Origin of the sequence: Streptomyces glomeratus, assembly GCF_021462825.1 — a bacterium.
Classification (GTDB): domain Bacteria; phylum Actinomycetota; class Actinomycetes; order Streptomycetales; family Streptomycetaceae; genus Streptomyces; species Streptomyces glomeratus.
This window is the reverse complement of the sequence record NZ_JAKEEB010000003.1, coordinates 399,239-412,277: the sequence shown is the minus strand read 5'-3', so window position 1 is coordinate 412,277 and position 13,039 is coordinate 399,239. Positions and strand designations below refer to the sequence as shown.

Annotated in this window: 10 protein-coding genes; 5 read left to right on the top strand and 5 right to left on the bottom strand. The window is 70.6% G+C overall.

The features are described 5' to 3' along the window. Window positions 1-56: 56 nt before the first annotated feature. Complete coding sequence (locus tag LZ604_RS05695) at window positions 57-926, top strand: phosphatase PAP2 family protein (protein ID WP_234513077.1); 870 nt, start codon at window positions 57-59, stop codon at window positions 924-926. 78 nt (window positions 927-1,004) lie between these two features. Here the strand turns inward: LZ604_RS05695 and LZ604_RS05690 are convergent, their stop codons facing one another. Together LZ604_RS05690 and LZ604_RS05685 are read right to left on the bottom strand one after the other, a co-directional pair. Next, on the bottom strand, window positions 1,005-4,004 hold the full coding sequence (locus LZ604_RS05690; RefSeq protein ID WP_234513076.1) for a bifunctional [glutamine synthetase] adenylyltransferase/[glutamine synthetase]-adenylyl-L-tyrosine phosphorylase: 3,000 nt from the start codon (window positions 4,002-4,004) through the stop codon (window positions 1,005-1,007). Between the two features lie 218 nt (window positions 4,005-4,222). Beyond that, on the bottom strand, window positions 4,223-5,143 hold the full coding sequence (locus tag LZ604_RS05685) for a DUF72 domain-containing protein (RefSeq protein WP_234513074.1): 921 nt from the start codon (window positions 5,141-5,143) through the stop codon (window positions 4,223-4,225). A 199-nt stretch (window positions 5,144-5,342) separates the two neighbouring features. On the opposite strand from LZ604_RS05685, the gene LZ604_RS05680 reads away from it, so the two are divergent. From LZ604_RS05680 to LZ604_RS05670, 3 genes are read left to right on the top strand one after another with little or no spacing between them, the layout of a single operon-like run. Continuing rightward, window positions 5,343-6,233 (top strand): alkaline phosphatase family protein, encoded by an 891-nt coding sequence (locus LZ604_RS05680; protein ID WP_234513072.1) that lies wholly within the window; start codon window positions 5,343-5,345, stop codon window positions 6,231-6,233. 1 nt (window position 6,234) lies between these two features. Then, complete coding sequence (locus tag LZ604_RS05675) at window positions 6,235-7,527, top strand: MFS transporter (RefSeq protein WP_234513070.1); 1,293 nt, start codon at window positions 6,235-6,237, stop codon at window positions 7,525-7,527. Next, a complete protein-coding gene (locus LZ604_RS05670; protein ID WP_234513068.1) occupies window positions 7,524-8,543 on the top strand; it encodes a TolB family protein in 1,020 nt (339 codons plus the stop codon). The genes LZ604_RS05675 and LZ604_RS05670 overlap by 4 nt, the downstream gene beginning before the upstream one ends. On the opposite strand, the gene LZ604_RS05665 is transcribed toward LZ604_RS05670, so the two are convergent. The 3 genes from LZ604_RS05665 to LZ604_RS05655 form a co-directional block, all read right to left on the bottom strand. Then, complete coding sequence (locus LZ604_RS05665; protein WP_234513065.1) at window positions 8,536-9,027, bottom strand: nucleoside deaminase; 492 nt, start codon at window positions 9,025-9,027, stop codon at window positions 8,536-8,538. The genes LZ604_RS05670 and LZ604_RS05665 overlap by 8 nt on opposite strands. A 160-nt stretch (window positions 9,028-9,187) precedes the next feature. Beyond that, window positions 9,188-9,721: a hypothetical protein gene (locus LZ604_RS05660; protein ID WP_234513063.1), complete on the bottom strand. Its 534-nt coding sequence runs from the start codon at window positions 9,719-9,721 to the stop codon at window positions 9,188-9,190. A gap of 166 nt (window positions 9,722-9,887) precedes the next feature. Beyond that, the gene (locus LZ604_RS05655; protein WP_234513060.1) at window positions 9,888-10,832 is read right to left on the bottom strand and encodes a right-handed parallel beta-helix repeat-containing protein; all 945 of its coding nucleotides are present in this window, start codon (window positions 10,830-10,832) and stop codon (window positions 9,888-9,890) included. Between the two features lie 311 nt (window positions 10,833-11,143). Between LZ604_RS05655 and LZ604_RS05650 the strand changes: the two genes are divergently transcribed. After that, a complete protein-coding gene (locus LZ604_RS05650) occupies window positions 11,144-12,988 on the top strand; it encodes a right-handed parallel beta-helix repeat-containing protein (RefSeq protein ID WP_234513058.1) in 1,845 nt (614 codons plus the stop codon). Window positions 12,989-13,039 lie beyond the last annotated feature (51 nt).

Sequence of the window (13,039 nt, the reverse complement as noted above, 5' to 3'; positions counted from 1 at the left end):
GCCACCCTTCCGGGGGATGATCGGTGGGCAACGCTTTTCTGGCAGACTCTGTGCCTATGGGTGACAGGACCGTGACGACAGTGGAAGGCCGGGTGCCGGCCGCACCACAGGGCGTCACGGACGCGCCGCAGGACCGCACGGGGGCCGGCCTCCTGCGCAGGCTACGCACTCCGCGCCGCCCGCGCTTCTGGTTCGAAATCCTGCTGATCGGGGTCAGTTACTGGATCTACTCCCTGATCCGCAACGCGGTACCGGAGCAGAAGGCACTCGCGCTGGCCAACGCGGACGGGTTGTGGCGGCTCGAACACCACCTGGGGATGGCCGTCGAGGACTCGGTCAACCACGCCGCCAACTCGGTGACATGGCTGATCGTCGGGATGAACTACTACTACGCCACCCTGCACTTCCTGGTGACGCTCGGGGTCCTGGTGTGGCTGTACCAGAGCCATCCGGGCCGGTACGCGGCCACGCGTCTCACGCTCTTCGCCACGACGGCGGTCGCGCTGCTCGGCTACTACTTCTTCCCGCTCGCGCCTCCCCGCCTGATGAACGGTGGGGACTTCGTCGACACGGTGGTGGTGCACCACACCTGGGGCTCGATGGCGTCGGGCGACCTGAAGCACATGTCGAACCAGTACGCGGCCATGCCGTCGATGCACATCGGCTGGTCGCTGTGGTGCGGCCTGACGCTGTTCGCGCTGGGCACGGTGCGGTGGGTGCGGGCTCTGGGCCTGCTGTATCCGGTGGTGACCCTGACGGTGATCGTTGCCACGGCCAACCACTTCTGGCTGGACGCGGTCGGCGGGACCCTCTGCGTCTCGGTCGGCTTCGCGGCGGCGTGGCTGTGGTACGGCGCCCTGCCGTACGCGCTGCCGCGCCGGGTGACGGGGGCCGGCGGCCCGGTGCTGCTGCCCGCGGAGGCATGACGGGCGCCGGTCGCCGCCCCTTCCCTCCCCTGCCTCTTCCCCGGCCGCAGCCGCTGTCGCGCGCCCGCGGGCGCGCCGTCACGAACTGTAGAAAAGCTCCTCCACCACGGCTCTGGCCCGGCGCGTCGTACGCCGGTAGTCGTCCAGCATGTCGCCCACGTGCCCCGGCCCGTACCCCAAGTAGCGGCCCACCGCGGCGAGCTCCCGGCTCTCGGACGGAAACGTGTCGGCGGCCCGCCCCCGGACCAGCATCACCGCGTTGCGCACCCGTGACGCGAGCACCCAGGCCTCATCCAGGATCGCGGTGTCCTCCTCGGACATCAGTCCCGCCTCGCGGGCGGCGGCGAGGGCCGCGCGGGTGCGGGTGGTGCGCAGGCCCGGTTCCGCCCAGCCGTGCCGCAGCTGGAGCAGCTGGACCGTCCACTCCACGTCCGAGAGGCCGCCACGGCCCAGCTTGGTGTGGAGCGTCTTGTCCGCGCCCCTCGGCAGCCGTTCCGACTCCATGCGCGCCTTCAGACGCCTGATCTCGCGTACGGCCTCGCCGCCCAGCCCCTGCGCGGGGTAGCGCAGCGGGTCGATCAGCTCGATGAAGCGGCGGCCCAGGTCCTCGTCCCCGGCCACGGGCTCCGCCCGCAGCAGCGCGTGCGACTCCCACACCAGCGACCAGCGCCGGTAGTACGCCTCGTAGGACGCCAGGGTGCGCACGAGCGGCCCCGACTTGCCCTCGGGCCGCAGGCCCGCGTCGATCAGGAGCGGCGGGTCCGTGCTCGGCAGCTGGAGCAGCCGCCGCATCTCCGCGACCACCTTGTTCGCGGCCTGGCCCGCCTCCCGCTCGTCCACGCCCTCCCGCGGCTCGTGCACGAACAGCACGTCCGCGTCCGAGCCGTAACCCAGCTCGTGTCCGCCGAAACGGCCCATGCCGATCACCGCGAACCTGGTGGGCAGGGTGTCGCCCCAGCCGGCCCGCACGACCGCACGGAGCGTGCCCGCCAGGGTGGCCGCCGTGAGGTCCGAGACCGCGCCGCCGACCAGGTCGATCAACTCGCCCTGGTCCGGGCGGGCGGGCGCGTCCTCGCTGCCGTACGAGCCGACGATGTCCGCGGCGGCCGTACGGAACAGCTCCCGCCGGCGCACCCCGCGCGCCACCGTGACCGCCTGCTCGGCGCTCTCGGCGCGGCGGACGGCGGCGAGGATCTCCTGCTCCAGCTGGGCCCGCCCGCGCGGTTCGAGTCCGCCGCCCTCGCCGTCGCCGAGGAGGGCCACCGCCTCGGGCGCACGCATCAGCAGGTCGGGGGCGAGCCGGCCCGCGGACAGCACCCGGGCGAGGTTCTCGGCGGCGGCGCCCTCGTCCCGCAGCAGCCGCAGGTACCAGGGGGTCTTGCCGAGCGCGTCCGAGACCTTGCGGAAGTTGAGCAGGCCCGCGTCCGGATCCGCGGAGTCCGCGAACCAGCCGAGCAGGACGGGCAGCAGGGTGCGCTGGATGGCGGCCTTGCGGGTGACGCCCGAGGCCAGCGCCTCCAGGTGGCGCAGGGCGGTGGCCGGGTCCGCGTAGCCGAGCGCGACCAGGCGCTCCCGGGCCGCCTCGGCACTCAGCCTCGCCTCACCCGGGGCCAGTTGGGCGACCGCGTCGAGCAGTGGCCGGTAGAACAGCTTCTCGTGCAGCCGGCGCACGACACCGGTGTGCCGCTTCCACTCGCGCAGCAGCTCCTCGACGGGGCCGGTGCGCAGGCCGAGGGAGCGGCCGAGGCGCCGCAGGTCGGCCTCGCCCTCGGGGACGAGGTGGGTGCGGCGCAGCCGGAAGAGCTGGATGCGGTGCTCCATGGAACGCAGGAAGCGGTACGCCTCGTCCAGCTGCACGGCGTCGGTGCGCCCGACGTAGCCGCCGGCCGCGAGTGCCTTCAGGGCGTCCAGGGTGGTGCCGCTGCGCAGCGAGGTGTCGGAGCGTCCGTGCACCAGCTGAAGGAGCTGTACGGCGAATTCCACGTCCCTGAGGCCGCCCGGACCGAGCTTCAGCTCCCGCTCGACCTCCCCGGCGGGGATGTTGGCGACGACCCGGCGGCGCATCTTCTGCACGTCCGTGACGAAGTTCTCGCGCTCGGCGGCCCCCCAGACCAGGGGGGCGAGGGTGGTCACGTACTGCTCGCCCAGGTCCCTGTCGCCGGCCACCGGGCGGGCCTTGAGCAGGGCCTGGAACTCCCAGGTCTTGGCCCAGCGCTGGTAGTAGGCGAGGTGGCTGCTCAGGGTGCGCACGAGCGGGCCGTTTCTGCCCTCGGGGCGCAGATTGGCGTCGACGGGCCAGATGCTTCCCTCGACGGTCGTCTCGGAGCAGATCCGCATCATGTGCGAGGCGAGCCGGGTCGCGGCCTGGAGGGCCTTGCGCTCGTCGGCGCCGTTCGCGGTCTCGCCGACGAAGATCACGTCCACATCGGAGACGTAGTTCAGCTCGTGGCCGCCGCACTTGCCCATCGCGATCACCGCGAGCCGGCAGTTCGCGGCGTCGTCGGGGGCGGCGGCCCCGGCGAGGGCGAGGGCGGCCCGGAGGGTGGCGGTCGCGAGGTCGGCCAGTTCGGCGGCGGTCTCGGCGACCTCGGTGGTGCCGCAGACGTCGCGCGCGGCGATCGACAGCAGACAGCGGCGGTAGGCGACGCGGAGCGAGACGGGGTCGGTGGCGTCCGCCAGCTGCCGTTCGAATTCCTCCACGCCGGGGTGGAGGTCCTGGGGCTCGTAGGTCACCAGCGCGTACCAGTCGCCGGGGTGGCGGGCGAGGTGGTCGGCGAGCGCGGCGGAGGCGCCGAGGACGCCGAGCAGCCGGTCCCGCAGGGGCTTGGCCGCGATCAGCGTGTCGAGCAGCTCGCGCCGGCCGGCGGGAGTGGGCTGCGCCTCCAGGAGCCGGACGAGTCCGCGCAGCGCCAGATCGGGGTCCGCCGTCCCGCCCAGAGCCTCGAGCAGCACGGGGTCGGCCCTTACCGGGGCCAGCTCGGCGCTCTCCAGGAGCCGCTCTGCTGCGGAGGGGTCGGTGAAGCCGTGCCGCAGCAGCCGGGTGAAGGTACTGCTCCTGCGTCCTTGGGGCACGGTCATCCCTTGGCCTCCCGAGCGTCGATCAAGGTCCTGCGGCTTTGAGCCTAGCCGCAGCACCCGCCGCAAGCGCCCGCGAGGGTCGTGAGTGACGGGCGCCCGGCCGCTGTGGGGTGCGTGCGGCCCGGCTCCGGCTCCCGTTCCGGGACACATGGGCCGGGCCCTGGAGACATGGCCGGGCACCTGGAACGCACGGCCCCGCCCCGGCCGTACCGTGGCCCTCAGGTGGGCGTCTCGGCCGGGGCGGGCCGTGGCTGCTGCGGGAGTTGCTCGCCCAGCAGCCGGCGCAGGGTCTCGGCCGCGCGGACCGCCGCGTCGCCGCAGCAGTTGTTGAACAGCGCATGCACCTGTTCCGTCCGCTCGGCCAGGGCCCGGATCCGCGGCACCCACTCCCCCAGCTCCGGGCCGGCGTACGCATGGCGGAAGCGATCCTCCTTGGACCCCGTTCCCCAGGCCGGGCTGCGCCCGTGGAAGCGGACGACGGAGAGCCGGGGCGCGGTCACGGGCGTGACGGGCGGCACGGAGGCGGGCAGCCCCTGTGGCGTGTCCACGGCCACGGCGGCGGCATCCAGGTCCGCGAGCAGCGCCGCGGTGGCGGCCCCACGGTCGCCCCGCCACCAGTCCGGATGCCGGAACTCCACGGCGAACGGCCAGCCACGGGCCCGTTCGCGGCAGCGGCGTACGAACTCCTGCGCGGCCCGGCCGGGCGCGAGCGACGGGGGGAACTGGAACAGCAGGGTGCCGAGCCGCCCGGCTTCCCGTAACGGTGAGAGCGCCTCGGTGAAGCGCGCCCACACCTCGTCCAGCAGCCCCGCGTCCCCGCCGTCCGGCAAGGCTGCCCGCCGGCCGGAGGGGGCGGGACGCAGATCGGCGGGCAGCGCGGCCGGCCGCGTCGGATGTCCGGTCAGCAGGGAGAAGGCCTTGACGTCGAAGACGAAGCCGTCCGGTGTGCGCTCCACCCACAGCCGGCTGGTGCGGGCGCTGGGCAGCGCGTAGTACGACGAGTCCACCTCCACCACCGGGAACCGCTCCGCGTAGAACCTCAGGCGTCCTTCGGCGTCGCGCCGCCCCGGCGGATACCACCCGCTCGCCACCAGCGCCCGGTCGGTCCAGGAACACGTCCCCACGAGGATCTCACCCATGGGCCTCGGGTACCCATCCGACGCTACGTCAGCATCACCTGGCCCGCTCTTAGTTGACGCGCCGGTCCGTCGTCCGTCAGGGGCAGTAATTCACCGGCTCTTCATCCCCCGGGTGAGACGTCGTGAGGGCATGGAACGTTGGCGTGCGCATGCTCGGTCCGCACCGCCTCCCCGTACCCTCCCCCTACCGGAGGTCGAAGTGTCCGGCCCTTCCGTCTACCGCCGTACCCGCACCGCCGTGGCGTCCGCCGCGGCCCTCGCCGTCGCAGCGATCGGGCTGTGGACCGGGCTCGTTGGCGAGTCCCCCGCGCACGCCGCGGGCGCCGTGCCGAGCCCGGACCACGTCGTCGTCGTGGTCTTCGAGAACCACGCCTACAGCCAGGTGATCGGCTCCTCCAGCGCCCCGTACATCAACTCGCTGAAGTCCGGCGGTGCCAACCTGACCCAGTCGTACGCCGAGACCCACCCCAGCCAGCCCAACTACTTCGCGATGTTCTCGGGCTCCACCCAGGGCATCACGGACGACAGCTGCTACACCCCGGGCTTCTCCTCCGCCCCGAACCTGGCCTCCGAGCTGATCGCCGCGGGCCGGACCTGGGCCAGCTACAACGAGTCGCTGCCCAGCCAGGGTTCGACCACGTGCAGCAGCGGCACTTACGCGCGCAAGCACAACCCCTGGTTCGGTTTCGGCAACGTCCCCACGTCGAGCGCCAAGACCTTCGCGCAGTTCCCCACCGACTACTCGACGCTGCCCCAGGTCTCCTTCGTGGTCCCCAACCTGTGCAGCGACATGCACGACTGCTCGGTGTCGACCGGTGACACCTGGCTGAAGAACAACCTGGGCGCGTACGCCACCTGGGCCAAGACCCACAACAGCCTGCTCGTCGTCACCTTCGACGAGGACAACCGGCTCAGCGGCAACCGCATCCCGACGGTCCTGTACGGCCAGCCGGTGACGGTCGGGTCGAGCAGCTCGACCACGTACAACCACTACGACCTGCTGCGCACCCTGGAGGACACCCAGGGCCTGACGACGCACGCGGGCAACGCGGCCTCCGCCAAGGACATCACCGGCGTCTGGGCGTCCTGACGTGTACGTAGCGGACAGCCGCGCCGGTAGCCCGGCACCGGCGTCCGCGGACGGCGCCGCCCGGCCCCCCGCCGGGCGGCGCCGCGCCGCGGTCGCCCCCACGGTGCTCGCGCTCGGCACGGTCAGCCTGGTCACCGATGTCTCGTCCGAGATGGTCACGGCGGTGCTCCCGCTGTACCTGGTGGCGGGCCTCGGCCTGTCCCCGCTGGGTTTCGGGCTTCTGGACGGCATCTACAACGGCTTCTCGGCGCTCGTACGGCTCGCCGGAGGCCATCTGGCCGACCGGGGCGGAGGGCGCCACAAATGGGTGGCGGGCCTCGGCTACGGCATCTCGGCGCTGTGCAAACCGCTCCTGCTGCTGGTGCACTCCCTCACCCCCATCGGCCTGGTCCTGGCCGCCGACCGCACCGGAAAGGGCCTGCGCACGGCGCCCAGGGACGCGCTGATCTCGCTGTCCAGCACCCCGGAGAGCCGCGGCCGCGCGTTCGGGGTGCACCGGGCGATGGACACGGCGGGCGCGCTGCTCGGCCCGCTCGTGGCGTTCCTGATCCTGCGGGCCACGGTGGACGGGTACGACGCGGTGTTCACGGTCAGCTTCTGCGTGGCGGTGGCCGGGGTGCTGATCCTGGTGCTGTTCGTGCCGGGCGGCAAGCGACAGCCGGCCCCGGCCGAGCAGCCCGAGCGGACCGCCCACGGCGACCGTCCCACCCTCCGTGCGGCGGTCGGGCTGCTCCGTCGCCGTGAGCTGCGCCGGATCGCGGTCTGCGCGCTGCTGCTGGGTCTGGCGACGGTCAGCGACTCCTTCGTCTACCTGCTGCTGCAGCGGCGCCTCGGCGTCCCCGACCGCTGGTTCGCGCTCCTTCCGCTGGGCACGGCGGCGGCGTTCCTGGTCCTGGCGGTGCCGCTGGGACGGCTCGCGGACCGGGTGGGCCGGTGGGCGGTGTTCCTGGCCGGCCACGTGGCGCTGCTCCTGGCCTACGCCCTGCTGCTCACGTCCTGGCACGGCACCGCCCTGCCGTACGCGGTACTGCTCCTGCACGGCGGTTTCTACGCGGCGACCGACGGCGTGCTGATGGCGGCGGCCTCGGACGGCGTGCCGGAGCACCTGCGCTCGTCGGGGCTGGCGCTGGTGCAGACGGGCCAGGCCCTCGCCCGGTTCGCCTGCTCGCTGGGGTTCGGGGCGGCCTGGACGGTATGGGGCGACCGTACGGCGCTCACGGCGTCGACCGTGGCGCTGGCGGCGTGCGCCGCCTTCTCCCTGACCCTGCGCCCGAGAGACAAGGCAACGGCATGACCGTACGCAACCGCATCCTGGTCCTGCTGTCGGCGGTGGTCGTCCTGGCGGCGGTGGCCGTGGCCTCCGTGCTGCGCGCCTCGGCGCGCGCGGAGCGGCGCGACCGGACGCAGGCAGGCGGCCCGAACGTCACGCCGGGCACGGTCACCCTGACGCAGCCCGGCCGGATGGTGTTCCGCAACATGGCATGGGGGCCGCACCGCGACGAGCTGGTGGCGGCCCCCGCCACCAGCCCTTCGGGCCCGCGCACGGCGTCCGGACTCAAGTGCCTGCGCTTCTACGCCGCTTCGGGCACCGGCGTCTGTCTCCAGGCGGTGCACGGCCCGGTCTCGGACACCTACCGCGCGGCGCTCCTCGACGCCTCTCTGCACGTCAGGGCCCGCTATGACGTCCCGGGCATCCCGTCCCGCGCCCGGGTCTCGCCGAGCGGCCGCTTCGCCGCCTGGACGGCCTTCGTGGGCGGGGACTCGTACGCGGGTACGAACTTCTCGACCCGTACGGCGATCGCGGACACCCGTACGGGCGCGCTCACCCCGTCCCTGGAGACGTACCGGATCGTCAAGGACGGCAGGACGTACCACGCGGCGGACGTGAACTTCTGGGGTGTGACCTTCGCCTCCGACGACCGCACGTTCTACGCGACGCTCGCCACGCAGGGGACGACGTACCTGATCCGCGGAGACCTGCGCAGCCGCACGGTGACCACCCTTCACACCAATGTGGAGTGCCCGTCGCTGTCCCCCGACGGCACCCGGATCGCGTTCAAGAAACGCGTCGCCGGTCTCCCCAAGGACGCCCCCTGGCACCTGTACGTCCTGAATCTGCGCACGCTGCGCGAGACCCCGCTGGCGGAGCCCCGCAGCGTCGACGACCAGGCAGTCTGGCGGGACGACCACACCCTGGTCTACGCCCTCCCCGGCGACTACGGGGCGGACCTGTACGAACTCCCGGCGGACGGCACGGGAAAGCCGCGGCGCATCAGCACCGCGGCCGTGTCCCCGGCGTACGTCAGATGAGGCGTTCGGCCTCGGCCGGCGGCGCCTGGCCGATGTCCTCGGCCCACACGTCCGGGTAGCGTTCCTGGAACTCCGCCATGAGGGATTTGCAGCGGGCGTCCTCGAGGAGAACCACTTCCACGCCGCGTTCCCTGAAAACATTCAGATCGCCCGCGAAGGTGGTCGCCTCGCCGACCACCAGTCGCCTGATGCCGAACAGAAGAATCGCTCCGGTGCACATTTCGCACGGAGACAGGGTCGTGTACAGCGTGGTGCCCTCGTACGAGGTCAATCGGCCGGCGTTACGGAGGCACGCCATCTCGCCGTGTGCAATGGGGTCGTTGCGCTGAACCCGTTCGTTGTGGCCTACGGCGACGAGGCGGCCGTCCCGCTGGAGGGCGGCGCCGACGGGAACCCCACCGGCGTCCAGCCCCTTCCGCGCCTCTGCCAGCGCGGCTTCGAAGCATTCCGTGTCCACCGTTGTGAGAGTCACGCCCGGCAGCATACGCCAGGAAGTCTCACAGGTCGATACTGCGCGCGCACGCCACATTCAGGAAAATCCCGGGGAAACACGGGAAGACCTGAGAAGGCCCGAGAAATCCGGGAAGACCTGGAAAAGTGCAGGGAACCTCGGGAAACCTCGGGAACGCTTATCGTCGCATCTTTCACGCGACCCTTCTTTCGAGGACCACGCCGAACAGGAGCAAGATGGCCGCCAGTTGCGCGATGATCCAGGAAATCCGATAGCTCAGCGTCCTCCTGTTGCGCACATGCAGCAGTTTCAGGAAGAGGTCGTCGGAGTTCTCCAGCTCGCCCGTGTCGGTCCAGTGCACCCACACGACACTCAGACACAGCGCGGAGGAAATGCCGCTGACAGCGAGGGACGAGAACACCAGCACACTGCCCGCGGTGATGTCCCGGGAGAACATCGACAACGTGATCGAGCTGGCGGCCATCAGGATTCCGTCGTAGGACAGCAGCGCCTGGGCCTTGGTGTCGAGAACACTGAGACAGGAGTAAAGATAGGCGTGCTCGAATGCATCGTCACGCTGCGGCTGGAGCGCCCGAATCGCCTCGAGATGACGTGCCCCGTCCTCGTCCCCCCGGTACACCCCTTCGAACAGCCATGAGAATAAGTTACCGAAAGCAGCCACCGGTCCCCCCGCCTGCTCTTCGCCCCCCGAAGCGGTGAAACCCACGCACCGCCGCGCACAGCATAGGGTCGTGCACAACTTGATCGGTAGGCATTCGGCCGACACCCGAAGCGGAACAAAGCAGTCGGAGCATTAACGGGAAGAGCGGCTGCCGCCTTGGGCGGGTGGGGCACCTGGGACCGGGGGTCCCAGGTGCTCTACGGATGCACCCTCAGCTGGGGCAGCCGGGAACGCTGCCTGCCGGGGCACAGTCGTCCGGTGTGTTGTCGCGCACTGTCGAGCGGTCCAGCGTCACCTTGCCGTTGTTGTAGATTCCGCCGCCGATGCCGTTGTTCGCGGTGTTGCGCGTCACCGCGGAGTCGATGAGCGTGACCGTGCTGTCGTTGTAGATTCCGCCGCCGTTGCCGTTGTTCGCGGTGTTGCGCGTCACCGTGGAGTTGATCAGCACCAGCACGCCACCGGCGTAGTTGTAGATGCCGCCGGTGTCGGAGGAAGAGGTGTTGTTGCGCACCGTGGAGTGGTCCAGCGTCACGGTGCCGCGGAAGTTGTAGATACCGCCGATGCTCCCCGCCATGTTGTCGCTGACCGTGGAGTTGTACAGCGTCAGGGCACTGTTCTGGGCGTTGAAGATGCCGCCGCCGTTGCCAGGACTCGCAGTGTTGTTGCGCACCGTGGAGCCGTCCAGCACGACCGTGCTGTTGTCGTCGTTGAAGATGCCGCCGCCGGCGTTGACGGCGGTGCTGTCGCGCACCGTCGAGTGGTCCAGCGTCAGCGTGCTGCCGCTGTTGTTGACGATGCCGCCGCCGTTGAACCCGCTGCCGTTGGTGATGGTCAGGCTCTTCAGTTGCACCTGAGCGCCGTTGGTGACCGTGAGGGTGGTGCCGGTGTGGGTGCCGTCGAGGACCGCGCGTCTCAGGCCGATCAGAGTCAGGTCCTTGTCGATGGTGAAGTTGCCGGTGCAGGTCCCCCGCACCAGCAGCGTGTCCCGAGGGGCAGCGGCGGTGATGGCGGGTTGCAGGGCGTTGGGGTCGGCGTTGCAGTCCACCGTCGTCTGGGCGGCCGCGGCCGCGGCCGGCCCCGCCCCCGTCAGTCCGGCTGCCCCCGCCACCACCGCAGCCGACACCCACCGATGCCACACCGGTCGGGACGTTCGCATGACCATACGGCTTCTCCTTCTCTCTGGCAGGTCGGGACCGGCCGCCCCGGCCTGCTGTCGCTCCTGGGAAGGGGGCGGCATGAGCGCCCACACGTCGACAAGGGACAGGGATGTCCCCGCAGGGTGGATGCGGGTGGAAGCCGCGCCGCCGGCGACCCGCGTTTCCCCTGAACGGCCGAGGGCATTGACCGGTGTGGCACACAGGCCGCGGACGAGCGGGCCTCGAAGGGCGGTCCTGCCAGGGGAATCCGACCCCTCGCCTACTCACCGTGTGCCAGTATTCACACGTTCTGGTGGGGGAGGGGGACGTCATGCCCGGTAAGCCTGCGGCGTTCATGAGCTATGTCCGTTTCAATGATCAGCATGACGACGGCCTGCTCAGCCAGTTCAGGGAGCGGCTCGGCGCCGAGGTGAGGGCGCAGACGGGCGAGGAGTTCGCGATCTTCCAGGACCGCAACGATGTCGCCTGGGGCCAGAACTGGCAGCAGCGCATCGACGAGGCGCTGGACGCGGTGACCCTGTTACTCGTCATCGTCACACCGAGCCTGTTTCGCAGTCCGGCCTGCCGGTCGGAGGTGACACGGTTCCTGGAGCGGGAGCGCGATCTGGGTCGGCAGGACCTGATTCTGCCGGTGTACTACATCAGCGCCCAGGAGATGGATGATCTCGAGCTGCGCGAAGCCGACGAGATGGCTCGGGTGCTGGCCTCACGGCAGCATGCCGACTGGCGCGAGCTGCGGTTCGAGCCGTTCACCTCACCGGTGGTCCGCAGAGCCACGGCGCAGTTGGCGTCGAGGATGCGCGACGCGTTCTGGAAGCCGCCCGCCGCCGTCCGCATCCACCCCGATCGCGTCGCCGAGGCCCCCGGCGAGGCGGCTGGCGCGACGGAACAAACGGGAGGGGATGCCCGGAGGAGCACGGCCAAGTCCGAGCCGCCGACCCATGTGGTCGACCCCTACCACCGTGGGGATTTCACGACGGTCAGTGCGGCGATCGAGGCCGCCCAACCAGGTGACCGGATATTGGTCCGGCCAGGCCTCTACGAGGAAGGCCTGGTCATCGACAAACCGCTGGAGGTCCTCGGTGACGGCCCGGTTGCCGATATCCAGATCCGCGCCCGCGACGCCGACGCACTGATGTTCCAGGCCAGCATCGGCCGGGTCACCAACCTGACCTTGCATCAGGCCGGGGGCGACTGGTTCGGCGTGGACATCACCCAGGGGCGGCTGGAACTGGAAGGCTGCGACATCAGCAGTCAGGGGCTCGCGTGCGTCGCCATCCGCGCCGGCGCCGACCCGCGACTGCGCCGTAACAAGATCCACGACGGCAAGCAGGGCGGGGTCTTCGTCTTCGACAGTGGTCTAGGCACGCTGGAGGACAACGACATCACCCACATCGGTCTGTCGGGGGTGTCGATCGCAGAGGGCGGCAACCCCACGCTGCGCCGCAACCAGATCCACGACAACAAGCAAAGCGGCGTCTTCGTCTACGAAAGTGGTCTGGGGAGGCTGGAGGACAACGACATCGCCCACAACGGTCTGTCGGGCGTGTCGATCAAGGAGGGCGGCAACCCCACGCTGCGCCGCAACCAGATCCACGACAACAAGCAAAGCGGCGTCTACGTCCACACCAGCGGTCTGGGCACGCTGGAGGACAACGACATCACCCACAACGGACTGTCGGGCGTGTCGATCGCAGAGGGCGGCAACCCCACGCTGCGCCGCAACCAGATCCACGACAACAAGCAAAGCGGCGTCTACGTCCACACCAGCGGTCTGGGCACGCTGGAGGACAACGACATCACCCGCAACGGCCTGGCGGGCGCGTCGATCAAGGAGGGCGGCAACCCGACCCTGCGCCGCAACCGGATCCACGACAACACGCAAAGCGGCGTCTACGTCCACGCCAACGGTCTGGGCACGCTGGAGGACAACGACATCACCGGCAACACCATGGCGGGCGTGACGATCCAGGGCGGCAGCAAGCCGACCCTGCGTGCCAACCGGATCAATGGCAACGGGTACGAGGCGGTGTGGATCTACGAGGGCGGTGGTGGTGTGATCGAGGACAACGACCTGAGGGACAACCGCAGGGGCGCGTGGGACCTCGCAGACGGGTGCGAGGGCAATGTGTCCCGTGCCCGCAACAAGGAATGAGACGAAGCGAAAAAATCCGGCGCTCTTCGCCGCTGAGGTGATTCCGGAGGC

Bases quoted from the DNA above. Each gene is read 5' to 3' on its own strand.
- LZ604_RS05670 (WP_234513068.1), top strand. From the start codon at position 7,524: ATGACCGTACGCAACCGCATCCTGGTCCTGCTGTCGGCGGTGGTCGTC.
- LZ604_RS05690 (WP_234513076.1), bottom strand. From the start codon at position 4,004: ATGACCGTGCCCCAAGGACGCAGGAGCAGTACCTTCACCCGGCTGCTG.
- LZ604_RS05655 (WP_234513060.1), bottom strand. From the start codon at position 10,832: ATGCGAACGTCCCGACCGGTGTGGCATCGGTGGGTGTCGGCTGCGGTG.
- LZ604_RS05665 (WP_234513065.1), bottom strand. From the start codon at position 9,027: ATGCTGCCGGGCGTGACTCTCACAACGGTGGACACGGAATGCTTCGAA.
- LZ604_RS05685 (WP_234513074.1), bottom strand. From the start codon at position 5,143: ATGGGTGAGATCCTCGTGGGGACGTGTTCCTGGACCGACCGGGCGCTG.
- LZ604_RS05650 (WP_234513058.1), top strand. From the start codon at position 11,144: ATGCCCGGTAAGCCTGCGGCGTTCATGAGCTATGTCCGTTTCAATGAT.
- LZ604_RS05695 (WP_234513077.1), top strand. From the start codon at position 57: ATGGGTGACAGGACCGTGACGACAGTGGAAGGCCGGGTGCCGGCCGCA.